The sequence below is a fragment of the Staphylococcus sp. ACRSN genome, assembly GCF_022346615.1.
Classification (GTDB): domain Bacteria; phylum Bacillota; class Bacilli; order Staphylococcales; family Staphylococcaceae; genus Staphylococcus.
This window is the reverse complement of sequence record NZ_JAKRNS010000002.1, coordinates 114,222-140,806: the sequence shown is the minus strand read 5'-3', so window position 1 is coordinate 140,806 and position 26,585 is coordinate 114,222. Positions and strand designations below refer to the sequence as shown.

The following is a 26,585-nucleotide window of genomic DNA, read 5'->3' as shown; positions in this document are numbered from 1 at the left end:
TCAATGCTATCAATTACTCTGCATCTAGTTTTTTCTTACTTTTTAGCATAAATACACAAATCAAGCTAATGATTGAAATTATGATTGCAAACCAGAATGCCCCATGGTAACCACTTAACAGTGCATCATGTTGTATATTTATCGCCATTTCTTTCTTATTCATACCTTTATAATTACTCATTTCAGGTGTGAAGTTTTTAGATACTTGACTCATTGTAGTAATCAATCCAGCAGTACCTATGGATGCTGCAATTTGTTGAACCGTATTTGTCATAGATGAACCGTGTGCATTCATCTCTTGAGGTAATTGGTTCATTGTATATGTCATCAGTGGCATTAGACTTAACGCGATACCTATCATACGAACACCATAAACGATAGTAAGTGTTAATGATGAAGTCTCTCCATCCATAAAGACGAAGAAAGAGCTTGTCACAATGACAATAACCATTCCGATAATGCCCAAAATTTTCGCACCAAATTTATCAAATAAAATACCTGATATTACAGACATAATTCCCATAACAATAGCTCCTGGAAGTAATATTAATCCAGATTGTAAAGCACTATCTTTCATTATATTTTGAACAAACATTGGCAGTATAGTCTCTGAACCAATCATCGAAATCATGGTAAAGCCCATGATTGTAATACCTACTGCAAATTGACTATTTTTAAAAACAGAAAAATCAAGTAAGGGTGTTGATAACCTTGTTTGTCTGAAAATAAATAAAGCCACTAGAATAATTCCACCAATAATCGTTGTTAAGACTACGGGATCATTCCACCCATCTCTCGATATAGAACTTGTTCCATATAATACGCCGCCAAACCCTAAGACGGATAATATGATTGATAAGAAATCAATTGGAACACGTCTATTTGTCCCAACATTGACCACATACTTAGTTGATGCCAAGAACGTTAGCAGTGCAACTGGTGCTACGACATAGAATAATGCTCTCCAGTCTAAGTATTCAACTAAGTAACCTGATAATGTTGGACCAATTGCTGGTGCTAAACCAATGACTAAACCGAAGATTCCCATGTATTTCCCTCTTTCGTGAGGTTCGAACACATCTAAAATTGTCGTCATCATTAATGGCATCATAATACCAGAACCTAAAGCTTGAATGATTCGTGCGATTAACAATATTTGGAAATTAGGACTAAATGCTGCAACAATTGTTCCTCCTAAAAATATTAGAATTGCAGTTAAAAAGACTTGTCGCGTAGAATATCTCTGAATCACCATTGCAGATAATGGAATAACAACACCATTGACTAATAAAAATGCAGTTGTTAGCCACTGTACTTTTGTATAATCTATGTTAAATTCTCTCATTATACTTGGTAGAGCAGTCGTGAGTAACGTTTCATTAAGTAAACCAAAAAAGCCACCAAATAACATTGTGATAACCATTATGATTCTTGTTTTCTGTGTCATATACTTCTCCTTTTCCTATTTAACTATCTTATCCCATAGGACAACATAACTATGAATTATACATATTTTTCTACTGCAATTCATATGATAAGCTTCTAATTTACATAAATTTATTAAAAAGAAAATATATTCAACAAATCGTAATGATTACTATTTACAAACTTAGAGTTTTCCTTCATAATAAAATCAGATTAAGGAGGTCGTAGTCATGAAATTAGATTTACAGACAGCGCGTCGTAATTTGAATAGTCCGAACATCAAAACACGAAAACGTGCTTTAAAAATTATAAAACAACATAAACGTAATAAATAATTCCTCACTTCAATTAATGTTTATCCTTATTTTCTCTAATTCTTAAAATATGTTAAAAAGATTCGAACAACATATATGTTTCTAAAATTTATCCACACTTTTAATAAAAGTATCTTTTATAGCGAATGCTCTACATAATGAATGCTTTTATTCATCATAGGAACCTATGATATAGGCTGAGACATTATTTAACGTCCCAGCCTGTTTTTTTAATGTTCCCAAATATTTATTTTTAACTTCTCAATCTAACATATAAAAATTGATTTCTATAAATGAAATTACGCATTCAATTCATTTTAGAGATAATATTTATCAATTACTTTTAAATCATCTGTTAATTCATAAATCAATGGTGCACCAGTTTTAATTTCATAACCGATAATATCTTCATCTGAAACATTTTCAAGATATTTAATTAATGCACGTAATGAATTCCCATGTGCTGATACAAGCACAGTTTTACCATCTAACAACTGTTGTGAAATTTGATCATTCCAGTATGGTATGACGCGTTCAAGCGTGTCCTTTAAACTTTCAGATTCAGGCATTATCCTTCTATCTAAATGTTCATATTTTTTATCTGTTAAATAATCATTTCTTTGCTTCTCACTTTGTTGAGGAGGTGCAACATCATAAGAACGTCTCCATATATGAACTTGTTCTTCTCCATACTCTTCCTTAGCACTATCTTTATTTAAACCTTGTAAACCACCATAATGACGCTCATTTAATCGCCATGTTTTTACTACAGGAATAAACAGTTGATTTGATTCTGACAATAAATGATATGTCGTTTTAATCGCTCTTTCTAATAATGATGTAAATACAATATCGATTTCAATGTTTTGCTGTTTTAATTTTTGGCCAGAAGTAATTGCCTCATTTCGACCTTGATCTGATAAATCCACATCTGCCCATCCTGTAAATAAATTTTTAGCATTCCATTCACTTTGTCCATGTCTACATAAAATTAACTTTGGCATATTATATATTCACTCCTTAATATATTGGTCTTGAACGATATTTACAGAAATATTACATTTATATATCACGATATCTCTTCTCTATTTATGCTTACACAATCAGTTATTCCCGTTTTTAGTATCGTTACTACACATTTAGATTATAACAATTTACACTACTTATTGAAATAATTGTATTCTTTTATTCATAAATGAAATTCTATTTTTATTTTTCTGTAACCTAAGCACTATTTATAGATGTTATAGTGAATAACGTTAAATCGAAATAAACATTCGGTCATTAAAATACAAATTAGCCAAAGACAAATTTTAGTATTGAATAATCCCTTGTTAGACGAATGGATTATATTTAATTTAGGAGGAACTTTTAATGAAAAAACTATTATTAGCATCATTTGCATCACTTACAATCGCTGCAACAGGATTTGGTGCAACTGCAAATGTATCAACAGCTGATGCTGCAGAAACTGCTACAGCAAGCCAATCTACTAATGACGTTTACAATGAATTCATCCAAGCTGGTGGCACAAAATCACTATGGGATAATGTCGTAATGCCAGAATCAAGTGGTAATCCTGACGCTGTAAATGAACTTGGATATAAAGGTCTAGGTCAAACTAAAGAAGCATGGGGTACAGGTTCAGTTGAAGAGCAAACAAAAGGAATGATTCAGTACGCTGAAGATCGTTATGGTTCTATAGATGGCGCTGTTCAATTCCATATTGCTAACGGTTGGTGGTAAGCTCAATTATTTCAAATAATTGAATATGCTTATTTGAAATAAGACCTCATATACTAACTATGATTAAAAATAGATAATTATAAAAAATGTGGGACAGAAATCATTTGTAAAAATTGAATTTCTGTCCCACTTTCTATTTTAATATTTAATTAATCTGCTTGAATTGATTGTGGTTCTGGATGCACATAGACCGAAGAGATGCCCTTTTCATGCATATGTTGCTCTACTGCATCACAAATGTGATGTGCATCTTCTAATGATAAGTTAGATTCAACAACAATTGTTACATCTACAAAAACGCTGCTACCGTGATAACGCCCCTTAATATTTTGAACATCAATTACATCTTCGATATCGAGTACATAATTTCTATAGTCTTCTAATTCTTGCTCATTAAAGCCATCACTCAAAGTAAAGATAGATTCTTTGAAAATGCCATAACCTGTATAAATGATTAATAAACCTAATATAGTTGCTAAAATTGTATCAATAATAGGTAATCCAAATTGAGTAAATATTAAGCCTATCGCTGTACCAATACTGACAAGCGCATCTGATAAATTATCTTTTGCTGCCGAATTAAGCGAACTACTATTTGTACGTTTAGCTAGTTTTTGATTGATTACATAGACACCAAACATGATTAATCCACTAATGACACTGACATAAATCGTTACGATATTCGGAGTATGATGCTCATTAGAAAAAATATTAGGTAGATTTTCAATTACAACTTGTATACCCACAAACATTATAATAAATGAAACTAATAACGTGGAGATGTTTTCTGATTTCAAATGTCCGTATGGGTGGTTTTTATCAGCAGGTTTGATAGAAATTTTCAAGCCAATGATTACCGCTAAGGAAACGATAATATCTGTCATATTGTTTAAACTATCTGCTCTTACCGCTGCCGAATTATATAAATAACCTACTGTATACTTTGCTATAGATAATAAAATATAAACGACTAAACTGAGATATGCACCTCTTTGAGCAATTTTCAAGTTTTCCAAATGAGACATGATATAGACCACCTTAATTATTATTGGATATTTATTATCGCTCATTACCAGCATATTTACAATGTTTTTTATTCTAAAATTATTTAATAATTTATATCAAAATATTTTTTTAGCCTTTCCTAATAATTAATATTAAATTGCGCAAAAATAAAAGGAGCACTCCCCTTATATGATTAAGGTTCATTCTCCTCTTTTACTCATCTTTTAAAATATATTTAGAAAGCATAAAAGTAATTGGAATAGTAATAATCAGACCTGCAAAAGGTGCAATGATTGAAGAAATATGAAACCATTGAACGAAAATATACAACAATAATGTTTGCATTCCCATATTAATAACTTGCGTTATAGGAAATTGAATAAACTTTTTCCACGTTGGCGTTACTTTATAAACGAAATAACAGTTTAAATAATAAGAAATAATAAAACTTACAACAAACCCCAAAATATGACTGATTAAATAATTCCAACCAATAAATTTTAATAATAATAAATAAACAATATAATAATCTAGCGTGTTGATACCACCGACAATTACAAATTTTATAAGTTCATAATGTGTTTTCGTTAAATGCATCGTATTACCTCTTTATATTAGTCAATTAATTATTTACTATTTTCATAACTTGTAAACATATAAACATAAATTTTTAAGTTACTATAACTACTATACTAATTAAAACAGATTATAGTAATTTGTAAGCCGTCTATAAATGAGACAATTACCTAGTTACAAAGTTATAAAACATGTATATAATAAAGCATTAGAAAGTATTACAAAGGAGTACTCAATATGGATAAAACTTCATCCCGTCAACTACCTATAATGATTATAATCGTACTAGGTGTTATGACAACTTTCGGTCCATTGACTATAGATATGTATGTACCATCATTGCCAAGTGTTCAAAGTGATTTTAGTACAACAGCCTCTGAAGCACAACTATCACTCTCATTTGCTATGATCGGACTTGCTTTAGGACAATTTACATTTGGACCATTATCCGATGCTTTTGGCCGAAAAAAAATTGCACTCATTATTATTACAATATATGCTATTGCTTCATTTATTGCTATTTTTACTACCTCTATGACTGGATTACTTATTTTACGTTTAATCCAAGGACTTACTGGTGGTGGTGCAATTGTGATTGCGAAGGCATCAATCGGCGATCAACATAAAGGGAAAACATTAGCAAAAGGACTAGCATCGCTATTAGTAGTCAATGGCATCATCACAATTCTAGCACCATTAGTTGGTGGCTATGCATTGGCAGTAGCAAATTGGCAAGCTATATTTTTAATTTTAACAGTTGTCAGTTTACTTATTCTCGTATTCGCCATTTTCAAAATGGAAGAAACACGTACTAACGAATTATCAAAGCTCAATTTCGGAGCTATTTTTAAAGATTTTGGTAGTTTATTAAAAACACCCGCATTTATATTACCAATGTTATTACAGGGTCTAACCTATGTTATGCTGTTTAGTTTTTCATCAGCAGCTCCATTTATTACCCAGAAAATATATGAAATGACACCACAGCAGTTTAGTTTTTTATTTGCGGTGAATGGTATTGGCTTAATAATAATGAGCCAAGTTACTGCTAAATTGGTTGAGCGCTTCAATCGTTATTTTTTACTTATCGCGCTCACAACTATACAGCTGACAGGTGTAATACTCATTGTTATTTCACTAACCTTGCATTTACCTCTATGGGTGCTTGTTATCGCATTCTTCTTGAATGTCTGCCCGGTTACTGGAATTGGTCCACTTAGTTTCGCACTTGCAATGGAGTCTCGGACAGGTGGAAGTGGTAATGCATCTAGCTTATTAGGCTTATTCCAATTTATTTTGGGTGGTATTATGGCACCCTTAATTGGAATAAAAGGTGAATATAATACATTACCTTATATTACAGTTTTAATTATTACAGCACTATTGATTATAGGTTTAGAAATATCATTAAAATACTTCCAAAAACAAAATAATTAATATAGCTTTGGTGGAAACATACATGTGATATAAATTTTATATCACACGTAGTTTTCACCTTTTTTAATATTTACTATCTAGTTATCTTATACAATCGATTGAATAAAGTAATTTTATTAATATCCATTTCCATATTCATAACAAAGCTTTTTAATATTAAAAATCACAACATCAATATATAATATTAGTAAATTTGAGATTAATCTTAACTATGCCAAGGAGTGATTGAACATCATGAATCAAATTAAATTACCAGTAAAACCTATTAGTCAACTCTTTCCTATCCCTATGATTATGGGGTGTGAGGGTGTTGTGTCTGCCATGATGCTTCAATTCAATCAAATTAAAATTCCTGCCACTAAAATCATGAAGCATTGGCCAAAACATCAAAACAATCCATATAAAGGTTATGTCGGACATCATCTTTGGATTAAATTTGGTTATCATCAAACTATTTTCCCAAGTGCTTTAGTACCACATTTACGTCATTACCATCCAAATATGATTGACGGTACAGGCGCCACTATTAATGACCTTTGCAAAGTGCTAGATCAAGGGCAACCTGTAGCAATTTATCATACTGTACTAGGTCAACGTCCATATCGACGTACATTTAAAGTTGATGATCGTCCGACTAAATTTGTGTCCAATATTCATATTACATTATTAATTGGCTATGATAAGACACACTATTATTATATTGATCCGTTATGGTCTCATTTATCAAAATTTGTCATTCTACCTGCACTTATTCCTAACAAACAACAAATAATAAAAATCGAAAAAGCTAAATTAGAAGCAAGTTATAATGCTCCTGGCAGAATGAATTTTTATATAAACCCAACAAAATCTAACTAAGTTTATTATATAATGTAGTTAAAGTTTAAATGGCGAACTGATATAATGCATGTCTCATTTCATTTTCGATTTCAGCAGTTCGCCATTCTCGTTGATAGCCTAAACATGGGCAGATATAGGCTACGCCTTGTTCATTAAATGCATTTCTAAAATGTACGTGCCCCATAATACTATATTGAACATTATAGTTTTGATAGATACGATTAAAATCAGACGTACCTATAAATGCATTAAAATAATCAAATAGTCGATGTGGTGTTGGTACTGCAAACTTGGGATGTGTAACAATATGCGTCATTAGTATTACTTTCTTATCTTTTACTTGTTCGATATCTTTTATTGTTTGTTGAGCCGCAATCATGGATAACTTCCTATCTTCAATTGACCAATCAATTTTCACTTTATCTTGCCATGTCGCACCATAATATTTTCTTTTTTCTATTTTTTCTAATGAGAACTTAGGATCAGCATAAGTGTAATCATACCATCCTGTATTGCCTACAATTGCCCAGTCACCATTTATCACATATGGTTTACCAATCAAGCATTGTTTCATATTCATATAAAATTCTAAAATTTCAACAGAACTTGCATCATTGTCAGTCGTCCAATAATCATGGTTCCCCGGAATAAATAAAACCTTTTTCCCTGATTCACGTTCTATATCATTAATAAATTGAGCAGTTAATTTATAACTATTTGATATATCTCCAGCAATTAATAAGAGTTCAATATTTTTTTCATTAATCAAATTTAATAAGACAGTTAAATAATCGTTAGGTTTTAATGTTTGATGACGATCTACATGTAAATCAGAAATAACTCCAATATTCATTATTTATCACTTTCCTTTAATTTTTAACACATCTATTATGCCATAGCCGTTTTATTATTTATAACTATTTAACTCATGAAAAATAGGCCTCCAAGTATGCTAATAACAAGTAATCTCAAAATATTTTCATTACCTATATTTATAAAAAAATGGTAAAATTTATAACAATAAAATAGATTAAGGATGGATATCATGATTTTACTAGAAGCATTTCTAATATTTATTGTGGCTGTTGTAATCAGCTCAATCATACATAATAGATATCCCAAAATACCTACAGCATTTATTCAAATTGCTTTAGGTGTGGGATTATACATACTACCTATACCCGTACATTTTCAATTTGATTCTGAAGTGTTTATGATGGCAGTTATTGCACCACTGTTATTTGTTGAAGGTGCACACGTATCTAGAACCAAATTATTGGAGTATCGTAAACCAATCATTTTAATGGCAATGGGCTTAGTATTCACAACAGTTATAGGTGTTGGATACTTCATTCATTGGATTTGGGCAGATTTACCAATGCCAGCTGCATTTGCTATTGCAGCAATTCTCTGTCCAACAGATGCTGTTGCTGTACAAGCCATTACTAAAGGCAAAGTATTACCTAAAGGTGCGATATCAATTTTAGAAGGAGAATCGTTACTTAATGATGCAGCAGGTATTATATCATTTAAAATAGCGGTCGCTGCTTTAGTTACTGGTGCTTTTTCTGCTTTTGATGCTATAGAACAATTCATCATCTCTACAATATTAGGTGTATTAATAGGCATTATCTTCGGCTTTGTTATTGTACGATTGCGTATTTTCTTATCGATGCACAAAGGTTTAAAAGATAGTAATACAATGATTTTCATTCAACTTTTAACACCCTTTGCTGTTTATTTATTAGCAGAAGAAGTACATGCATCAGGTATTATAGCGGTTGTTATTGCTGGTTTACTACATGGGTTTGAAAGAGAGCGTTTAATTCGAGCACAAACTGAATTACAAATGAACTACAATCAAATATGGAACACATTAAGTTATGCATTAAATGGATTTGTTTTTGTTGTACTTGGCTTTATTGTTCCAAATGTCGTTGGAGAAATTGTAAGTAAGGAACCAGAAAACATTAAATTTTTAATTATTACTACATTGATGATTGCACTTGCCATTTATGTATTTCGATTTATTTGGGTTTATATTTTATTTAAATCATTCTATTACCCAAACAATATCCAATCCTATTTAGATGACCAAGAAGAAGCGCCACCTAAGCGATTACACTATGCTTTTATTATGACGATGTGTGGCATTCACGGTACCATTTCATTATCCATGGCTTTAACCTTGCCGTCCTTACTTTTGGCAAATCAAAAGTTTGAATTTAAAAATGATTTATTATTTATTGCATCCCTAATGGTGTTGATCAGTTTAATTCTTGCACAAATTATTTTGCCATTAATCACACCATCAGAAAAACGTATTGAATCTAAATCAATGTCTTATGCTGCAGCTAAGACTTACATCATCGAGAATGTGATTAGTAATTTAAAACAGCGCTCCAAAGAAGACAAATCTGTAAACTGTAATTCTCTCATCTCAGAATATTTTGATGAACTCTTTTTCTTACTACAGATGACACCTGAGAGTAAAAATACAAAAGAAGTTAAACGATTAGAGCTCCTTGCAAGCGAAAAAGAAACTGAAGTATTAGAAAAATTAATTGAATCTAATAAAATAGACAGGCAAACAATACTCAACTATCGTTCTGCTTTAGAATCATCTAGGCAATATAAAGAGGCCACTGCAGTCCAAAAATTAAAAGTATTTTTCAAAATGCTAATATTACGTATTAGAGCAAAACGTAGTATTGATCAATCACAATTAGATCAATTCAAAACAAGCTTCCTAGAAGTACAAAAGGTAATGCGCATTGTTCATCATCATGTGACCTTAGCATTGAAAGCTGAGCAAAATAAAGACAATATATTGGAAGTTAGTATCGTATTAAATCAATACTATACACGTTTACGCACAATCCGTCGTAGACAAAATAAGCGTAATAACTATCCAGTCGTTGCAACTGTTCAACCATTAAAATTAGAAAGTTTATATTTACAGAGATATTATTTAGATGAACTTATCAATAATAACCAAATAGATGCAACTATAGCAGCACAAATAAGAGAAAATATAAACTATAACGAAATTGTATTTGCAAACGAATCTCAATAATTTTACTTGCAATAGTTAAAGCAAAATCAATTTTCAAAAAACATTAATATAGCCTGAGGTATGATAATAATACCCCAGGCTTTTTTATGTAGTATTTTTCTTAAAAAATGATTTAATAACGAAATAATTTCCGGTTATTCAAAAAAACAAACCAAAATAGGTATATATTAAATGTACTTAATCAAAAGATTTAATTGTGTTAAAGTTATATTTGAAAAAATATAATTTGGAGGACACTTTGAATGCAGCGTAGATGGTTTATTTTGTTATTCATTCCTATTTTATTAACAGCTTGCGATAATTCAGACAATCAGCAACATCAAAGTTTATTTAATCTAATTTTTGTAAAACCAATTGACTGGTTATTGCATAGTCTAGGCCATTTATATGGTGAAAACTATGGACTAGCAATTATTACGATTGTGGTTATCATCAGGTTAATTCTATTACCATTTATGGTTATGCAAGTTAAAAATATGCATATGATACGTGAAAAAACAAAAGTCGTTAAGCCAGAAATTGATCATTTAAGAAAACATATCAAAGACGCAAAATCACAAGAGGATAAATCGAAGTATAATCAGGACCTGGTTAATTTATATAAAAAATACGATATCAACCCATATAAAAATATGATTGGCTGTCTACCTATATTAATCCAACTACCTATCTTATATGGTTTGATCATCACATTGAAATATCCAAGTAGTGATGGTATTGATCGTTACCCTCACTTCCTTTGGTTTAATTTAACAGAACCTAATTTATGGATTTCTCTCATTGCGGCAATCGTATATTTCTTCCAACCCTTAGTAAATTCAAGACATTACCCTAAAGATCAAAGAACAAGTTACTATGTTTTAATGGTATTATCACCTATCTTCATCACTTATATTTCATTACACTCTGCAGCAGCTTTAGGTTTATACTGGACAGTAGGCGGTATATTTTTGATTATACAAATGCATTTCGCACATAAATATTATCGTCAAAAGGCCCAAATTGAAGCAAGTTTATTAAAAAATGAACTAATACAAACACCAGAATAATAAAGCAACAGTAACATACAGATTAAAACATAAATAAATTTCTAAATAAATTTAATAGTTTCTTTTTTTAATTTATTGGTGCTATAATGTAAACAATTTATAAAGTAAGGGGGTATTGTATGGAATTTACAATTAGACCTTTAACAGAAGTTGATAAACAAGGTAAAGCCATTGTCCATTACGAAAGTTGGTTGGAAACTTATAACGATATTTCAGTAAATGATTACCTAAAAAACCTCGACAAGGAACAATTTATTAAAAAATCCACACGACATGATGTACCTACTTTAGTTGCTGTAGTAGATAATGAGGTCGTGGGCTTTATTTCATATGGTAAGGTTGATCACCCAACTTCAACAGACGACTGGAGTGAAATATTTGCACTCTATCTATTGGAAGATTATCAACACCAAATGATTGGGTTTGCTTTAACTCAACGCGCCCTTGAACTTTCATTTCCAGATAATGTTACACTGTGGGTGGTTGAAGAGAACGATAATGCTATACACTTCTATGAACAAATAGGCTTTAAAAAAACCGACGCACGTCAACCAATATACTTTGGTAAAATGTATAACGAGATACAAATGAATTATATAAGACAAGAGCACGATAATTAAATATAAAAGCGATTAGGACGTTTACAAATTTCCTAATCGCTTTTTCTTTTAACTATATTAATTTATTTTTCCTAATGAAATATGAATATCTTCAGATAATACCAATGCCGCTTCAATGGCTACGGTTAATCCCTTGACGATTGTATTAAGTGACATTGACGGCTCATTCACTTTATTTATGACCTGTTTTGGAATAAATGGAACATGAATAAAGCCAAATTTTAGGTTAGGAAATTTTTTATCTTGCAAATAACCCAACTGATACAAAACGTGATTGCAAACAAACGTACCTGCCGTATTAGACAAGGATGCAGGTATACCTTTTGATTTCATCGCTTCAGTCATTCGCTTTACAGGTAAATTAGAAAAATACGCAGACGCGCCATCCATTTGAATAATCTTATCAATTGGTTGCTGTCCTTCGTTATCAGCGATACTTGCATCATCGATATTAATGCCTACACGTTCTGGAGTTATTTCGAATCTGCCTCCAGCTTGTCCTACTGATAACACAATGTGATAGACATCACTTTGTAATTTAGACTCAATCAACGTTTGAGATTTATGGAAAACAGTTGGTAATTTCAACTTTTCGATTCTATGCTCACCAATATTATCAGGTAATAACTTAATCGCTTCCCAAGAAGGATTTAAAGTTTCTTTCCCGAACGAATCAAAACCCGTGACTAACACTTTCATTCTATATCACCCATTTTTATATAATTAAAAAGAAAAATCCCTTTTACTCTCGTATTAAATTTAAGTAAAAGGGAAAATAATATATTACTTTAATAGATTATACATACTATAGCCATTTTAAATCTTCTTCTGCTACATGTTTAGAAGGAAGTAACGTTATATAAATGAGTATAATCGTACTTATTAACTCAATTATATTCAAGAAAATTGCAATACTATTGACTTGAATAATATCAAATAAGATATTGATAACTATTGAAAATATAATTAAGATAATTGCTGTGATACGCTTCCTACCTGCATCATAAAATCGTCTCATTGTTACTGCTATCATTGGAACAATCATTGCTAAACCAAAAATACCAATTATTGCTGAAAGTATAACACTAATAATAAAGCCACCACTGATAAAACTAATTATTCCAATTAAAGCTACCAAGAATATTACTATAATATGTATTAATACAGGGGTCCAAAACGCTACGCGATTTGACTTCCCTTTAAAATCAACATACCTTCTCCAAAAATCCTTATATGCTTCTAACATTTTGCAACCACCCCATTTTTCCTTGCATTTGCTTCAAAGACGAAGATATTGTACTTCATGTTAATACCCGTTTCAATACGATTCCATGCACAATAAATTTTAAAAATCTAATTATAAAAATTGTTGTATGATTCCTTTTAATAGCACTGGCAATTCTTCAAATGCACTACTTTTATGTAGTCTTTCGCTTACTTTGTGCGCATCCTTACCAATTGGACCACATAATAATGTAGGTGCGCTGATCGCCTTAATATCTTTAAATGGTATTGTATATGTCCGATTAAAATTAGGCGCGTTACGCTCATATACTTTCATTTGCTCTAAGTTTCCATCAAATTTTAAATAGCTTGAATCACTAATTCCATTAAAATAATGAATATGATGACTTTTACGATTATATTTAACTTTCAGCGTTTCCTTTACATGGTCAATCGTCGTATTGATAACCTCATCATTTGATGCATTTACTGCAGGATAATAAGGCGTTGCAAAAAATGTTACTACTGCTGGTGTGATCTCTTTGCATAATTGAACAAGTGCATCTACAACAACAACACCTTGTAAATAAATTTCAGTTGTACTTTTGATTGCTTCGTCAATGATATTGGTTACCTTTGACTCACCATAATGTTGAATTGCATAATCTTGTAGTTGTTCATATGTTAATACGTTAATTTTTGTTTCGAATGGTAAGTTTTCTGCTTCTAAAATTTTTAATAAATTATTTTCACAATGTTCCACGGCATGGATGACCGTATCAATAAATTGTCGATATACTTGATTAGGCATTTTTTTAAATAAAAATAAATTATATAAACTATATGTTCTAAAAGGTGTTTGCACATCATATGTTTCCTTGTTGTCTTTACTCATAAGCGATACTGGCACTGGTGTAGATTCATGCTCAAAAGTTTCTTTAAAATCTGTATTGTATTCAATAGCTTGATTAATGTAACTCATCATATAATTAGAGCTAACCCCTTCAAAGGGATTGCCTACATGGGTTTCTTTGCCATAACATAAAACACCTGGCATAATTTTCCCAATTGAACCAGAATAGATATAATGTGCTGCTTCTTGACCACTTTGTTGGAAGGTTGGTTCACTATTTAAATGAAGCTGAATATCAAGCTTATATTGTGCTTTCAGTTGTGCTAATACTTCTACGGCTTTACGCATACCAGAAGAATTCACTTCTTCGTCTGGCACAGTAATTAATATTAAATTAATATCCCACGCTTCAACTGTTGCCAATTCTATTAATGATAAATGCAACATCAAGCCTGCTTTCATATCCATTGTTCCTCTACCGAATAAATATGTTTCATTATTTAAATCTTCGATTGCTTCATCACTTAAGTAATTATTATATTGTTTGAAAATTTCAGCTAAAGCTTCAGGATCTGTTGATTCGTTTTGAAAAACACTGTAATCTTCCACGCCAACAGTATCATAATGACTAATTAAAGTAATTGTCTTTTGTGAAGTTGGAGATTGATAAAATGCAATTATTGCTTCTTTATCATCCTCAGTTTGTGCTGAATAAATGTGCGATTTATTGGATTGAAAATAATTAAGCTGTAATAATAATTGTTTAACAAAACTCGAAAAAGTAAGTTCCCCTTCTGTATTTGTAACCGTTTGATGATTCACGAGTCTTAGTAACAAATCCTGTCTATCTTCAGAGGTTTGCCATAATAATTTCTTCATAAAAAGCCCCCTTGTATACATTTATTAAATTATAATATGGATTATTTTTCATATGCAATTTATTATAACTTTTTACTCGAAAATATACACTTATTATGAAAATATGGACTAGTCCTTTTCTGTATACTAACATCTCTATCATAAATCACCACAAATTTTTTGTTATTGTTTGCTCAATGTATCTCATTCAATTATTCTATTATACTTAGCCAATGCACAATTGAATTTCTTAAAAACTGTGCACCACCTTTTCATATTCATTAGTAATCCATGTCGTTAGGTTAAGCTCAAATGTAAATTCAATTTTTTTATTTATATAGCAAAAAAAGCTCGAATTAAACGTATTGTCTAATTCGAGCCTTTTCGATTATTTTCTATTTCGTATTAATTATTGTACTGACTTTTAGGTACTAATAAGTATACTGCGATAAATGCAATAATCGCTAATACAGCATTAAATAATAAGCCATACATTGCACCAACATGAATATTGTATACTGCAGTCATTACACTAAATAACGAACCAGATATAGCAACACCAAATGAGTTCCCTAAAGAAGAAGCCATTTTATAAACTCCTGAAGCGACACCAACTTTATCTTCAGGCGCAGTAGATACTGCTGTGTCTGTTGACGGCGTAGCATATAATCCTAGACCTACTCCGTATACAAGATAGCCTAATACACACATAATGACATAAGGTACTGTTGGTAAAAATGTCAGAGAAATCATAACAATACCCACTGCATTAAGGGCTGCACCAATTAACATTGGACGTTTAGGTCCCACTGATTGAAGGATTTTTTCACCTACACGAATCATGACAAGTACTGCAATTAAATAAGTTATTGTCATTACACCAGATTGGAACGAACTAAAATGTAATCCCGATTGGAAATAAGTATTCGCCACTATTAAAGTACCTGCAACAGCATTAAGTAAGAAGTTAGAAACCACTGCACCACTGTAACCTTTGTGTTTAAATAGTTTAAAATCAATTAAAGGATTTTTAATTTTATTCTCAAACAATATAAATGCTATCAAGGAAATAATAAATAATATGATTAAGGAGATAATAGCCGTTGAAAAGAGACCATAATCTTCAGTTTTAGTAATAATTAAATTTAAACTTAACATAGAAATAATTAAAATAACTAATCCACCGAAATCAAATTTTGCACGTTTTGAAAGTTCAGTTTGTACACCCTTCGTTTCTGGTGTATGTTTGATTAAATACATTGCTAAGATTGCGACAATAATAGAAATAATGAAAATTGATCTCCAACCTATAAATGTCGACATGATTCCACCAAAGAATGAACATATACCTGTTCCTCCCCATGAACCGATAGACCAATAGCTTAAAGCACGTTGACGTTCTCGACCAATATAATATTCATTAATAATCGCTAGTGTTGATGGCATGATAAATGCAGCAGATAAACCTTGAACTGCTCTCCCTATAACCAATAATGGTGTGAAACCAGGAATAATGATCATCAATGAGCCTATAACACTTAAAATCAAACCGATATATGTCATTTTCACTCGACCATATCTATCTGCAAGGCCACCTGCCCCCACGACAAATAGTCCACATAATAAGGACGTCAGACTGACTGCAACATTGATTGTCCCATAATTTGCATCAAAAGATGATTCCAAATCAGGTACAATATTCACTAATGATGATGCAAATAACCAGAAAGTTATTACACCTAAAAAAATCCCAAAAAGAAGTTTATTATCTCCTTTAAAGGTTTGTGATGTTTCCATAATTCAATTTCCTCCTAATATATCCAAGTAATCTCACGGCTGTAGCACTTCAAAATAGGTATACACGCCTTTAAAAACATGCAAAATACAATCATCTAAAAAAGTCTATATCTATTTCAAAATGAGTCCTATAAAAATATGGCAAAACAAATATAAAATAAAAAGCATTAAATCCTAATCTAATCACTTCAAATTAAGTATATTATTTTAAGCCAATATATCTACGATACCACTTTGAAATAGTAAATGCTAAAAACTAGCTCTTATGATGTAAAATTTTACTTTTATTTCTATATAATTTACCTTTATCTAAAATTATTTTTCAACAAAAGATAATGATATCTATATATTCTTTAAGAACACTACATTACTATGATTAGGTAAAAGTTCTTTAGTATAATAGAATTACAAACTGATTATCAAAGGCGGTTCCTATGTTTAATTTATTTATTTTATTATTAGAGCGAGTAGGATTAATTATCTTAATTGCATATATATTGATGAATATTCATCATTTTAAAACTATGATGAATGAACGTGAACAACGTCATTCACAATGGCAACTTATTATTATATTTGGGTGCTTCTCTATTTTATCAAATTTTACAGGAGTACAAATATTAGGGGACCAAGTAGTAAATGGTGCGGTCTATAAACATTTAGCGCCAGATGCCTCCTTAGCAAACACACGTGTATTAACTATTGGTGTATCTGGATTAATAGGTGGGCCTTATGTTGCTATTGCTGTTGCCATTATTTCAGGATTATATCGTGTCTACATCGGAGGTGCAGATGCATATATCTATTTAATTTCATCAATAGTAATTGCACTCGTTTCTGGTTACTTTGGTCACAAAGCAATGCGTGCACGTCGATACCCTACGATTCTGAAAGGTGCCTTAATTGGTGGTACTACTGAAATCATTCAAATGTTATGTATTTTAATTTTTTCAAATAACACGGAACATGCTTGGACACTTGTTAAATTAATTGCACTCCCAATGATATCTATCAATTCTATTGGAACAGCTATCTTTTTATCAATTATTCTTTCAACAATTAAAAAAGAAGAAGAAACTCGAGCAATTCAAACACATGATGTATTACAGTTAGCCAATCAAACATTACCTTATTTTCGTTCTGGGTTAAATGAGCAATCTGCAAAGCGAGCTGCCGAAATCATTTTAAACTTAATGCAAGTTTCAGCGGTCGCTATCACAAATAAAAAAGACATTCTAACTCATGTAGGTGTTGCAAGTGATCATCATGTTGCACAGAAAGCAATTATCACTAATTTATCGAAAGAAGCCATTCATTCTGGCACTTTAAAAGAGGCTTATTCTAGTGAGGAAATTGGTTGTAATCATCCTGGTTGCCCACTACAAGCTGCCATTGTTGTACCATTAAGTGTTAAGGAAAAAGTAGTTGGCACTTTAAAATTATATTTTACTAATGTAAATGATGTAACATATTCAGATAAACAATTAGCAACAGGATTAGCGGATATCTTTTCTAGCCAATTAGAACTTGGCGAAGCAGAAACACAAAGTGCACTAATAAGAGATGCAGAAATCAAATCATTACAAGCACAAGTAAATCCACATTTCTTCTTTAATGCAATTAACACCATTTCAGCTATGGTGAGAATAGATAGCGAAAAGGCACGCACATTATTATTACAGCTAAGTCAGTTTTTCCGTTCTAACTTGCAAGGTGCGCGCAATAACCTGATTTCATTGGAAAAGGAACTGCAACAAGTAAAAGCGTATCTTTCATTAGAACAAGCACGCTATCCAGATCGATTTGAAGTTGAATTTATTATTGATCGAGATTGTTATAACGCGTCTGTACCTCCATTTTCAATACAAATATTAATAGAGAATGCAGTAAAGCATGCTTTTAAAAATAGAAAGTCCAATAATTTTATACAAGTCATTGCTAAACAAACAGATGATGGATTGAATATATCCGTTCAAGATAATGGACAAGGTATTTCTGAAGATAAATTAAAGATAATCGGTACAACTACTGTTAATTCTGAATCAGGAACTGGAAGTGCATTAGAAAATTTAAATCGCAGATTAGATGGTTTATTTGGCAGTCAAGCTAATTTACATTTTCAATCTAATCAAACTGGAACTATAGTGAGCTATACTATTCCTTATCATTTAATAAAGGAGACAAATATATGAAAGCAATCATAGTAGATGACGAACCGTTAGCGAGAAATGAATTACATTATCTATTAAATGAAATACGTCATTTTGAAACAATTGACGAATCAGAAACAATCTCTGAAACTTTAGAATTACTTTTATATGATGATTATGATGTCATATTTTTAGATATCAATTTAATGGATGAAAGTGGTTTAGAATTGGCTCAAAAAATCAAGAAAATGAAGCGACAACCATTTATTATTTTTGCAACCGCACATGATACCTATGCGGTGAAAGCCTTTGAACTTAATGCTATAGATTATATTTTAAAACCTTTTGAACAACATCGTATTGCACAAGCAATACATAAAGTTGAGCGTGCACTTTCTATTGAAAACGATCAAAGTGAAAAGCAAACAGTTCATTTTTCAAACCCAAAAGTACAATCAGAAGAAGGCCATGCAACCTTACCTATCGAAGTGGATGAACGGATTCATATTATTAATCATAGCGAAATCATCGCCATAACTGTAAATAATGGAATTACTACAATACACACACAGAATGGAGACTACCAAACTACCGAACCATTAAATCATTATGAAAAACGTCTTTCTGGCAACCAGTTTATGCGTGTACATCGCGCTACAATCATTAATCAATCACATATACAAACGATTGAACATTGGTTTAATTACACTTATCAATTAACGATGTCAAACCAGTTAAAAGTACAAGTCAGTCGCTCTTATATGAAACAATTTAAAAATAATATAGGTCTTACTTGATAGTTACCTGTCGTTTTATGCAACTCAGCAACAACAATTTGTAACTCGCAGGAAAACCCCCTTTAGAAATCGCTTTCATTTTATAATGAAGTCAAGATTAATACAGGGGGCTTTTACTATGGAAGCAAACAAACAACAGACTCAAAATAAATCATCTAAGACTTATAACTTTTTCCATCAGTCATTAGTGATTGCAGTTATTTTACTTATTTCAAATATTATTGAAAGCTTTATGCCTATTCCTATGCCAGCATCAGTTATCGGTTTAGTTCTTTTATTTATAGCGTTATGTACAGGTATTGTTAAATTAGGACAAGTCGAAAAAGTCGGTACTACGTTAACAAACAATATTGGTTTCTTATTCGTACCTGCAGGTGTATCGGTGATTAACTCACTCGGTGTACTAAGCTCAAGCCCAATACTTATTATTTTACTCATAATCATCTCGACACTTTTATTACTTTTATGTACTGGATTCTTCTCACAAATGTTGATTACAAAATCATTCATACCGAAAAAAGCAAAACATAATAAGTTAGCGGAGGAAAAAATATGATAGAACATTTAGGTATCAATACACCCTATTTTGGAATATTACTTTCACTTATTCCTTTTATTATAGCGACAATGCTCTTTAAAAAAACAAACGGCTTTTTCTTATTCACACCCTTATTTGTTTCAATGGTCGTGGGCATTGCCTTTTTAAAAATCACAGGTATTAGTTACGAAAATTATAAAATCGGTGGCGACATCATTAACTTTTTCTTAGAGCCTGCAACAATTTGTTTCGCGATTCCTTTATACAAACGTAGAGAAGTATTAAAAAAATACTGGGTTCAAATTCTTGGTGGTATTACACTAGGTACAACTGCTGCATTGGTTTGTATTTATCTTATCGCAGGTTTATTCCAATTCTCTAATGATATTATTGCTTCAATGCTACCTCAAGGTGCGACAACTGCAATCGCGCTACCAGTTTCAGCAGATATTGGAGGTATCAAAGAATTAACATCATTAGCAGTGATATTAAACGGTGTTATTATTTATGCACTGGGTACCAAATTGATTAAATTATTTAATATTACTAATCCTATAGCACGTGGATTAGCGCTAGGAACAAGTGGACATTCTCTAGGCGTATCATCAGCACAGGAATTTGGAGAAACTGAAGCATCCATGGCTTCTATTTCTCTAGTAATTGTAGGTGTTATCGTCGTGATAGTAGCACCAATTTTAGCGACAGTATTATTGTAGAATTTTAATATTTAATATCAATAAAAAACATACTACGATTTGCTATGAAGAAATCTACGACGCTAGATTTTTTCATAGCTTTTTTTATAGTTATAAACCTTTAGTCATCAATATCTTTTCTCAATATAATCGAGAAAATATGAAATAGTTTTATTCGCTTTTATATTTAAATCCTTATGATTTTGAACGTGCATGATTGCCTGGGGTATGGTTAGAGTCGAATGTCATCAAAAATCAAGATGGCATCTTAGAAAAGTAAGTCAAAAATATGAAGTATTATAAACAAAAAAATCAGTAAATACGTATAAAAACGCATTTACTGATTTGTTAAGATCTATGTACCTAATTCTCCATAAACCAATTGATTGCACGCTCAATTGCTTTATCCCAATATGCATAATCATGTTTGCCAGGTCCCTCTTTAAACTGATATGGAATATGATGTGCATCCAAGCATTTTATAAAATGTTTATTATCCGTAATTAAATCATCTTCTGTCCCACACATAATCAATAATTCAGGTATTGCTCGCTGTTCTACATGCACTTGTTCTGCTAAATAATAAGGGTCAAGTTCTGTCTGTTCTGTAACCTTATCTATGCCTGCAATTGCCTCTCCTGAAAAATCATGCCAATCAATGTTTAATAGTAATTGTGGATTAAACACCGCTGATAAAGGCGCTGCTTTGCTAAAACGATGCCCTTCAGTTAAAGCATATTTAATCGTTCCATATCCCCCCATCGAATGCCCAGCAATAAAGTTATCTTCTCTCTTAGTCGACAATGGTAAAATTTGGTGTGCATAATCAAATACTTCTAATATATAATCGAAATATTTATGACCATATGCCATATTACTATATCCACTGTGATCACCTTTAGGCATAATAACTGCTAATTGATGTTCTTCAGCATATCGTTCAATACTTGTATAGCGCATATATGATGTTTCATCACTTGATAAACCATGTAATAGCAATAATGTTTTTAATTTTTTAGGTGAAGTGTTTACGTTAAAATAACTCTCATCTTCAGGTAAAATCGCTATAAATGGATGACTCATACCTATCGTTTTAGACTTATAATGAATTGAAAGTATTGCCAAATTAATACAGCCCTTTCTCTACTTATCGATCCCTTGAGGTTGATGCAATTGATTTTTCAAAGATTTTTTTGTCGGATCGAGACGTTTTTCTAATAATCTTAAACCAACATCTATTAAAATAGCAATCAAAGCGATAGGAATCGCACCAGCTAAAATAAATGTTGTACCGTCTGTAGCATTGGTACCACGTATAACAATGTCGCCTAATGTCGGCGCACCAATAAATGAACCTACTGCTACAACACCAATTGCAACAACTAATGCGATTCTTAATCCACCTAATATAACGGAAAGAGATAACGGTAATTCAATCATACGTAAAACCTGATTACGTGTCATCCCCATCCCTTTTCCGGCATCTTTAATATTTTCGTCTACACCATTAATGCCATCAAAAGTATTTTTAATAATTGGTAATAATGCATAGAAAAACACAGTAACTACAACTGTATTTGGACCAAGACCCATAATTAACATCAAAATAGCCAACATTGCAATAACTGGTACAGTCTGAATAATATTAGCAATCGTTATAATAAACCATGACAACTTACTATATCTTGCAATAATAATACCTAATGGAATACCTACTATCGCAGCAAATAATACACCATATACAGACATCAACAGATGCTTTATAAATAAATCCCATAGGTAGCCAAAGTTCATCGTATAATATTCGATTAATTGTTGTAATAAATTACCTTCCATTATTTTTGACCACCTTTCTGTTCTTTTTCAAAGTAATGATGTTTTTTTAAAAAGTTCTCAGCAACGACTGCTGGTTCTTGACCTTCTCCATCAGCTTGATAGTTAAGAATTTGCATATCTTTTGTTGATATTTGGTTATGCAATTTCTTGATAATTGGTCTTAGCTCGGGATGTTTATTTAATAATTTATTTGTCGCTACAGCACTTGCATCATATGGTGGAAAAAATCTCCGATCATCTTTTAATACTTTTAAATCATACGCAGCAATACGCCCATCCGTAGAATAACCTACAGCTACATCTAAATTTTGAGATTTTAATGCGTCATAAACCAATCCGATTTGCATCGGTCTCACCGTACTAAATTTATAACCATACGCTTGAGTAAAGCCTTTATAACCATCGCCTTCACGATTTAACCACGAACTATCGACACCTAATCGTAAATCATTTCTATGGCGTTTCAAATCTGAAACCGTTTTTAAATTATATTTTTTTGCAGTTGCTTTGGTTACCATAAATGCATACGTGTTTGCAAAACCATAAGAATCAAAAAATGTTTGATCAAATTTCTTTTTAAATCCTTGTTGTGTAACTTTCATCGCTTTTTTGGGATCTTTTATCGGCTTTTCTTTTAATGCCCCTGTTAAATCCGTCCCATCATAACGGGCTCCTGACATATTTGCATCTCCGCTAACTAATGCATTATGTTGAATCGTACTTGATCCCAAATTGTTAATTAATGTTGGTTTTATCTTGCCATGTGTATCATGCTCTATTAACAGTCTCAACATATGTGACATAATTTGTGATTCACTATTCGCCACAGCTGTGATTTTGACATCATCGTCTGTACTTTTACCACCTAAACCTGGAAGGCTACAACCAGTCAACATCGTCAGACACAATACAAGCATGATAATAATTTGCTTAATTTTTTTCATAATGTCCTCCTTAAGTTACCTGGAAACCTTTAATCCTTTTGGTACAGCCCACTTCTCAATTCTTGATAATATAAAATCAACAATTAATGCTAATAATGTTACTAGTATTGCTGCACTCACAATCATCATCGGATCATATAAATTCAAACCATTAAACACGAAATCACCTAACCCACCTGCACCTACATAACTTGCTAGTGTCGCCCAGCTAATTACGTAAACTGAAGAAAGTCGAATACCACCTAATATTAATGGTAAAGCCAACGGTAACTCTACATCTTTCATTAATTGAAAACGTGTCATTCCCATACTTGTTCCAGCTTCTTTAATATTTTTATCAATATTCTGCACACCAATTACTGTATTATTTAAAATTGGTAATAATACGTATAGAAACAGTGCTATAATCGCTGGCATTTTCCCTACACCGAAAATTGGTATCATCACTGCTAATACTGCCAATGTAGGTATAGTTTGTAGTACACCTGCTATCGTTAAAACAATATTTGATGTACGTTTTAATTTTGAAAGTAAAATACCAATCGGAACAGCAACTACAATTGCAATTAATAAAGCAATAATAGAAATGTAAAAATGTTCAATTGTCTTCGATATCAATTGACCACCATATTGCTCAAGAAATGCTTTCATTATTTATCAGCTCCTACATTGTCCGATTCAACGATTGCATCTTGCTCACTTTCAGTTGCTTCATTACCCCAAATACTGTCATAGACAATATCTACTAAATTGGCTCTCGTTACTAAACCAATTAACGTTTGACCATCTTTATCTACAACTGGAACATTTCTCACATTTCTTTTCAAAATCGTACGAACTGAATCCTGTAATTTACTATCAATTCGGACACGATAAATATCTCGTTGCATCGTATCAATAAGTTCTTTTTTAGCTCTTAGCCCTTGGTTAATGTCTTCAATGTCAAGATAACCAAGTAACTTTTCGTTTTTTCCTGTAACAAAAATTGTATCGACTCGGCGTTCACGCATTACTTTAACAGCTTCATCTAACGAATTATCAGCATTAACAGTTACAGGCTTAATCATTGCATCTTCTACTGTTCGCATATTTGGTCGATCTTGAATCAACCTGTTTTGACCTATAAAGTCACTTACAAAATCATTTGCAGGGTAACGTAAAATATTATCTGGTGTATCGAATTGTACAACGCGACCTTCAGACATAATACAAATCTTATCCGCTAATTTAATCGCTTCATCCATATCATGTGTAACAAAGATAAATGTCTTACCTAACTTTTGTTGTAGTTCTTTAACCAAATCTTGCAATGTATCTCGTGTAATTGGATCTAAAGCACCAAATGGTTCATCCATTAAGATAATATCTTGTTCTGCAGCTAGTGCACGTACAACACCTATACGTTGTTGTTGTCCTCCTGAAAGTTGAGATGGATAACGATCCAAATAAGATTCAGGTAAGTCTACTAACTTTATTAATTCTTTGGCCTTTGCTTCTTTCTTTTCTTGAGACCATTTCAAAAGCTTAGGTACTAATACAATATTTTCTTTAATGGTCATATGAGGCATCAATCCTATTTGTTGAATTACATAACCAATTTCTCTACGCAATTCCACCGGATTCATTTTTCGTACATTTTTACCATCGATAGAGATTGTACCTTCTGTTGCTTCTATCATTCTATTTATCATACGTAGTGCAGTCGTCTTACCACTGCCACTTGTACCGATAAATGCTATAAATTCCCCAGATTCTATATCCAATGAAATATTATCTACGGCTTTTTTCCCACCACCATAGATTTTAGTTAAATTCTCAATCTTTAACATATGGCCATTCCTTTCTAATGCTATGTAAGTTTTATTTTTAAATGCTAAAATCATAAAAAGGCTACTTGTGGATGTTATACAAATTCTAAAATAAGTAAAAACATGAGCACAAATAGCCCTACATTTGTATGATTGTATATAGCAATATTTTGAAAATGCTAAACACGACACATTCAAACTCTATTTTGTTCATCCTACAATTATTTAGATACCCTAACTTTCTCTAAAAAACACGCTATATTCAACTTTAATGAGTTACACACATTCGTTAGTGTACCAACTGGACGGTTTAGTTACAACCCTATAACTATCAAAATAAAGGGAATAACCGAAGTTTAAACATCGGCCATTCCCTTTACATGAAAGCGATACAGTCACATTTCAAAATTCCAAATATTTTATGAAACTTTTTATGAAAATGCATTGTTATCTGTTACTTTTGAATAATATGTTAGTCTTTCTAATATCTGTTCTCTCATTGATTCATCTATAGCATCTAAACCGAATATTTCAGATAACCATAATCCATCAACCGCAAGCCTCATGATTGTTGCATCTACTTTATCTAATCCATCATTTTCAATGTATGATTGCCATGACTTATAAGTATCTTGTAAAGGTGTTAGTAAATGTCTATTGTTCCCTTCAGCCGCTAACATGCTTGATGTTATTGCCGCGTTTTCAGAACGATGCTCTCGAGTAGCTTCGATAAAAGCACGCACCCACTTCCCTTGAGGTTGTGTATCAGATACAACGCGTTCATCTACATTATCACGATATAATTTGTCAGCATGCTCCACTAAACCTTGGATAAGTCCAGCTTTCGTTTTAAAATGATACAATAAACCGCCTTTACTTACACCAGCACGTTTAGCAACAGCATCTAAAGTTAAATATTCACTACCATATTCATTAACAATTGCTGCCGCCGCTTCTAATAATTGTATTCTCTTTGAAGTTCTAGGCATTCATACAC

The 26,585-nt window shown here is 31.7% G+C and carries 26 protein-coding genes; 11 read left to right on the top strand and 15 right to left on the bottom strand.

What is annotated here, in order from left to right; all coding sequences use genetic code 11:
- Nucleotides 1–13 precede the first annotated feature (13 nt).
- Entirely contained in the window at nt 14–1,447 is a 1,434-nt protein-coding gene (locus MHZ36_RS02375; RefSeq protein ID WP_239229377.1) for an MDR family MFS transporter, read from the bottom strand.
- 208 nt (nt 1,448–1,655) lie between these two features.
- Here MHZ36_RS02375 and MHZ36_RS02370 point away from each other — a divergent pair, with 208 nt between their 5' ends.
- Complete coding sequence (locus tag MHZ36_RS02370; RefSeq protein ID WP_107513352.1) at nt 1,656–1,760, top strand: putative metal homeostasis protein; 105 nt, start codon at nt 1,656–1,658, stop codon at nt 1,758–1,760.
- 296 nt (nt 1,761–2,056) lie between these two features.
- Here the strand turns inward: MHZ36_RS02370 and MHZ36_RS02365 are convergent, their stop codons facing one another.
- Nucleotides 2,057–2,743, bottom strand: coding sequence for a 2,3-diphosphoglycerate-dependent phosphoglycerate mutase (locus MHZ36_RS02365; RefSeq protein ID WP_239229376.1), 687 nt, complete (start codon nt 2,741–2,743; stop codon nt 2,057–2,059).
- Between the two features lie 370 nt (nt 2,744–3,113).
- Here MHZ36_RS02365 and MHZ36_RS02360 point away from each other — a divergent pair, with 370 nt between their 5' ends.
- Complete coding sequence (locus tag MHZ36_RS02360; RefSeq protein ID WP_239229356.1) at nt 3,114–3,485, top strand: aggregation-promoting factor C-terminal-like domain-containing protein; 372 nt, start codon at nt 3,114–3,116, stop codon at nt 3,483–3,485.
- Nucleotides 3,486–3,634: 149 nt separating this feature from the next.
- On the opposite strand, the gene MHZ36_RS02355 is transcribed toward MHZ36_RS02360, so the two are convergent.
- Both MHZ36_RS02355 and MHZ36_RS02350 read right to left on the bottom strand, forming a co-directional pair.
- Complete coding sequence (locus MHZ36_RS02355) at nt 3,635–4,510, bottom strand: cation diffusion facilitator family transporter (protein ID WP_239229355.1); 876 nt, start codon at nt 4,508–4,510, stop codon at nt 3,635–3,637.
- Between the two features lie 193 nt (nt 4,511–4,703).
- Nucleotides 4,704–5,087, bottom strand: coding sequence for a GtrA family protein (locus MHZ36_RS02350; protein WP_239229354.1), 384 nt, complete (start codon nt 5,085–5,087; stop codon nt 4,704–4,706).
- Nucleotides 5,088–5,303: 216 nt separating this feature from the next.
- Here MHZ36_RS02350 and MHZ36_RS02345 point away from each other — a divergent pair, with 216 nt between their 5' ends.
- Both MHZ36_RS02345 and MHZ36_RS02340 read left to right on the top strand, forming a co-directional pair.
- The gene (locus tag MHZ36_RS02345; RefSeq protein WP_239229353.1) at nt 5,304–6,503 is read left to right on the top strand and encodes a putative multidrug effflux MFS transporter TcaB; all 1,200 of its coding nucleotides are present in this window, start codon (nt 5,304–5,306) and stop codon (nt 6,501–6,503) included.
- A 234-nt stretch (nt 6,504–6,737) separates the two neighbouring features.
- A complete protein-coding gene (locus tag MHZ36_RS02340; RefSeq protein ID WP_239229352.1) occupies nt 6,738–7,361 on the top strand; it encodes a C39 family peptidase in 624 nt (207 codons plus the stop codon).
- Nucleotides 7,362–7,386: 25 nt separating this feature from the next.
- Here the strand turns inward: MHZ36_RS02340 and MHZ36_RS02335 are convergent, their stop codons facing one another.
- Nucleotides 7,387–8,196: a metallophosphoesterase gene (locus MHZ36_RS02335; RefSeq protein ID WP_239229351.1), complete on the bottom strand. Its 810-nt coding sequence runs from the start codon at nt 8,194–8,196 to the stop codon at nt 7,387–7,389.
- A 192-nt stretch (nt 8,197–8,388) separates the two neighbouring features.
- Here MHZ36_RS02335 and MHZ36_RS02330 point away from each other — a divergent pair, with 192 nt between their 5' ends.
- The 3 genes from MHZ36_RS02330 (at nt 8,389) to MHZ36_RS02320 (ending at nt 12,088) form a co-directional block, all read left to right on the top strand.
- Nucleotides 8,389–10,419, top strand: coding sequence for a cation:proton antiporter (locus MHZ36_RS02330; RefSeq protein WP_239229350.1), 2,031 nt, complete (start codon nt 8,389–8,391; stop codon nt 10,417–10,419).
- Nucleotides 10,420–10,661: 242 nt separating this feature from the next.
- On the top strand, nt 10,662–11,468 hold the full coding sequence (yidC, locus tag MHZ36_RS02325; protein ID WP_239229349.1) for a membrane protein insertase YidC: 807 nt from the start codon (nt 10,662–10,664) through the stop codon (nt 11,466–11,468).
- 119 nt (nt 11,469–11,587) lie between these two features.
- Nucleotides 11,588–12,088: a GNAT family N-acetyltransferase gene (locus MHZ36_RS02320; RefSeq protein WP_239229348.1), complete on the top strand. Its 501-nt coding sequence runs from the start codon at nt 11,588–11,590 to the stop codon at nt 12,086–12,088.
- Nucleotides 12,089–12,145: 57 nt separating this feature from the next.
- Here MHZ36_RS02320 and pcp read toward each other — a convergent pair whose 3' ends face one another.
- The 4 genes from pcp to MHZ36_RS02300 form a co-directional block, all read right to left on the bottom strand.
- A complete protein-coding gene (gene pcp / locus MHZ36_RS02315; protein WP_239229346.1) occupies nt 12,146–12,787 on the bottom strand; it encodes a pyroglutamyl-peptidase I in 642 nt (213 codons plus the stop codon).
- A 106-nt stretch (nt 12,788–12,893) separates the two neighbouring features.
- Complete coding sequence (locus MHZ36_RS02310; RefSeq protein ID WP_239229344.1) at nt 12,894–13,334, bottom strand: DUF805 domain-containing protein; 441 nt, start codon at nt 13,332–13,334, stop codon at nt 12,894–12,896.
- A gap of 111 nt (nt 13,335–13,445) precedes the next feature.
- Entirely contained in the window at nt 13,446–15,044 is a 1,599-nt protein-coding gene (locus tag MHZ36_RS02305; protein ID WP_239229342.1) for a M20/M25/M40 family metallo-hydrolase, read from the bottom strand.
- 384 nt (nt 15,045–15,428) lie between these two features.
- Nucleotides 15,429–16,820 carry an MFS transporter gene (locus MHZ36_RS02300; RefSeq protein ID WP_239229340.1) on the bottom strand — a complete coding sequence of 464 codons (1,392 nt, stop codon included), beginning with the start codon at nt 16,818–16,820 and terminating at the stop codon, nt 15,429–15,431.
- A gap of 434 nt (nt 16,821–17,254) precedes the next feature.
- Between MHZ36_RS02300 and MHZ36_RS02295 the strand changes: the two genes are divergently transcribed.
- The 4 genes from MHZ36_RS02295 (at nt 17,255) to lrgB (ending at nt 21,021) form a co-directional block, all read left to right on the top strand.
- Nucleotides 17,255–19,012 (top strand): sensor histidine kinase, encoded by a 1,758-nt coding sequence (locus MHZ36_RS02295; RefSeq protein WP_239229338.1) that lies wholly within the window; start codon nt 17,255–17,257, stop codon nt 19,010–19,012.
- Nucleotides 19,009–19,767, top strand: coding sequence for a response regulator transcription factor LytR (locus MHZ36_RS02290; protein WP_239229337.1), 759 nt, complete (start codon nt 19,009–19,011; stop codon nt 19,765–19,767). The genes MHZ36_RS02295 and MHZ36_RS02290 overlap by 4 nt, the downstream gene beginning before the upstream one ends.
- Before the next feature lie 118 nt (nt 19,768–19,885).
- Nucleotides 19,886–20,323 carry an antiholin-like murein hydrolase modulator LrgA gene (lrgA, locus tag MHZ36_RS02285; protein WP_239229335.1) on the top strand — a complete coding sequence of 146 codons (438 nt, stop codon included), beginning with the start codon at nt 19,886–19,888 and terminating at the stop codon, nt 20,321–20,323.
- Nucleotides 20,320–21,021, top strand: coding sequence for an antiholin-like protein LrgB (gene lrgB, locus MHZ36_RS02280; RefSeq protein WP_239229333.1), 702 nt, complete (start codon nt 20,320–20,322; stop codon nt 21,019–21,021). The genes lrgA and lrgB overlap by 4 nt, the downstream gene beginning before the upstream one ends.
- Before the next feature lie 342 nt (nt 21,022–21,363).
- On the opposite strand, the gene MHZ36_RS02275 is transcribed toward lrgB, so the two are convergent.
- The 6 genes from MHZ36_RS02275 to MHZ36_RS02250 form a co-directional block, all read right to left on the bottom strand.
- Nucleotides 21,364–22,125, bottom strand: a complete 762-nt coding sequence (locus MHZ36_RS02275; protein WP_239229331.1) for an alpha/beta hydrolase — start codon at nt 22,123–22,125, stop codon at nt 21,364–21,366.
- 18 nt (nt 22,126–22,143) lie between these two features.
- Nucleotides 22,144–22,836, bottom strand: a complete 693-nt coding sequence (locus MHZ36_RS02270; protein ID WP_239229329.1) for an ABC transporter permease — start codon at nt 22,834–22,836, stop codon at nt 22,144–22,146.
- The gene (locus tag MHZ36_RS02265; RefSeq protein ID WP_239229328.1) at nt 22,836–23,780 is read right to left on the bottom strand and encodes an osmoprotectant ABC transporter substrate-binding protein; all 945 of its coding nucleotides are present in this window, start codon (nt 23,778–23,780) and stop codon (nt 22,836–22,838) included. The genes MHZ36_RS02270 and MHZ36_RS02265 overlap by 1 nt, the downstream gene beginning before the upstream one ends.
- Nucleotides 23,781–23,795: 15 nt before the next feature.
- Nucleotides 23,796–24,431 (bottom strand): ABC transporter permease, encoded by a 636-nt coding sequence (locus MHZ36_RS02260; RefSeq protein WP_239229327.1) that lies wholly within the window; start codon nt 24,429–24,431, stop codon nt 23,796–23,798.
- Entirely contained in the window at nt 24,431–25,609 is a 1,179-nt protein-coding gene (locus MHZ36_RS02255) for a betaine/proline/choline family ABC transporter ATP-binding protein (RefSeq protein WP_239229326.1), read from the bottom strand. Before MHZ36_RS02255 ends, MHZ36_RS02260 begins: the two co-directional genes overlap by 1 nt.
- Before the next feature lie 410 nt (nt 25,610–26,019).
- Complete coding sequence (locus MHZ36_RS02250; protein WP_239229325.1) at nt 26,020–26,577, bottom strand: TetR/AcrR family transcriptional regulator; 558 nt, start codon at nt 26,575–26,577, stop codon at nt 26,020–26,022.
- Nucleotides 26,578–26,585: the final 8 nt, after the last annotated feature.

What these genes read in the sequence shown, in the direction of transcription:
- MHZ36_RS02375 (WP_239229377.1), bottom strand. Translation starts at nt 1,447, where the DNA reads ATGACACAGAAAACAAGAATCATAATGGTTATCACAATGTTATTTGGT.
- MHZ36_RS02370 (WP_107513352.1), top strand. Translation starts at nt 1,656, where the DNA reads ATGAAATTAGATTTACAGACAGCGCGTCGTAATTTGAATAGTCCGAAC.
- MHZ36_RS02365 (WP_239229376.1), bottom strand. Translation starts at nt 2,743, where the DNA reads ATGCCAAAGTTAATTTTATGTAGACATGGACAAAGTGAATGGAATGCT.
- MHZ36_RS02360 (WP_239229356.1), top strand. Translation starts at nt 3,114, where the DNA reads ATGAAAAAACTATTATTAGCATCATTTGCATCACTTACAATCGCTGCA.
- MHZ36_RS02355 (WP_239229355.1), bottom strand. Translation starts at nt 4,510, where the DNA reads ATGTCTCATTTGGAAAACTTGAAAATTGCTCAAAGAGGTGCATATCTC.
- MHZ36_RS02350 (WP_239229354.1), bottom strand. Translation starts at nt 5,087, where the DNA reads ATGCATTTAACGAAAACACATTATGAACTTATAAAATTTGTAATTGTC.
- MHZ36_RS02345 (WP_239229353.1), top strand. Translation starts at nt 5,304, where the DNA reads ATGGATAAAACTTCATCCCGTCAACTACCTATAATGATTATAATCGTA.
- MHZ36_RS02340 (WP_239229352.1), top strand. Translation starts at nt 6,738, where the DNA reads ATGAATCAAATTAAATTACCAGTAAAACCTATTAGTCAACTCTTTCCT.
- MHZ36_RS02335 (WP_239229351.1), bottom strand. Translation starts at nt 8,196, where the DNA reads ATGAATATTGGAGTTATTTCTGATTTACATGTAGATCGTCATCAAACA.
- MHZ36_RS02330 (WP_239229350.1), top strand. Translation starts at nt 8,389, where the DNA reads ATGATTTTACTAGAAGCATTTCTAATATTTATTGTGGCTGTTGTAATC.
- yidC (WP_239229349.1), top strand. Translation starts at nt 10,662, where the DNA reads ATGCAGCGTAGATGGTTTATTTTGTTATTCATTCCTATTTTATTAACA.
- MHZ36_RS02320 (WP_239229348.1), top strand. Translation starts at nt 11,588, where the DNA reads ATGGAATTTACAATTAGACCTTTAACAGAAGTTGATAAACAAGGTAAA.
- pcp (WP_239229346.1), bottom strand. Translation starts at nt 12,787, where the DNA reads ATGAAAGTGTTAGTCACGGGTTTTGATTCGTTCGGGAAAGAAACTTTA.
- MHZ36_RS02310 (WP_239229344.1), bottom strand. Translation starts at nt 13,334, where the DNA reads ATGTTAGAAGCATATAAGGATTTTTGGAGAAGGTATGTTGATTTTAAA.
- MHZ36_RS02305 (WP_239229342.1), bottom strand. Translation starts at nt 15,044, where the DNA reads ATGAAGAAATTATTATGGCAAACCTCTGAAGATAGACAGGATTTGTTA.
- MHZ36_RS02300 (WP_239229340.1), bottom strand. Translation starts at nt 16,820, where the DNA reads ATGGAAACATCACAAACCTTTAAAGGAGATAATAAACTTCTTTTTGGG.
- MHZ36_RS02295 (WP_239229338.1), top strand. Translation starts at nt 17,255, where the DNA reads ATGTTTAATTTATTTATTTTATTATTAGAGCGAGTAGGATTAATTATC.
- MHZ36_RS02290 (WP_239229337.1), top strand. Translation starts at nt 19,009, where the DNA reads ATGAAAGCAATCATAGTAGATGACGAACCGTTAGCGAGAAATGAATTA.
- lrgA (WP_239229335.1), top strand. Translation starts at nt 19,886, where the DNA reads ATGGAAGCAAACAAACAACAGACTCAAAATAAATCATCTAAGACTTAT.
- lrgB (WP_239229333.1), top strand. Translation starts at nt 20,320, where the DNA reads ATGATAGAACATTTAGGTATCAATACACCCTATTTTGGAATATTACTT.
- MHZ36_RS02270 (WP_239229329.1), bottom strand. Translation starts at nt 22,836, where the DNA reads ATGGAAGGTAATTTATTACAACAATTAATCGAATATTATACGATGAAC.
- MHZ36_RS02265 (WP_239229328.1), bottom strand. Translation starts at nt 23,780, where the DNA reads ATGAAAAAAATTAAGCAAATTATTATCATGCTTGTATTGTGTCTGACG.
- MHZ36_RS02260 (WP_239229327.1), bottom strand. Translation starts at nt 24,431, where the DNA reads ATGAAAGCATTTCTTGAGCAATATGGTGGTCAATTGATATCGAAGACA.
- MHZ36_RS02255 (WP_239229326.1), bottom strand. Translation starts at nt 25,609, where the DNA reads ATGTTAAAGATTGAGAATTTAACTAAAATCTATGGTGGTGGGAAAAAA.
- MHZ36_RS02250 (WP_239229325.1), bottom strand. Translation starts at nt 26,577, where the DNA reads ATGCCTAGAACTTCAAAGAGAATACAATTATTAGAAGCGGCGGCAGCA.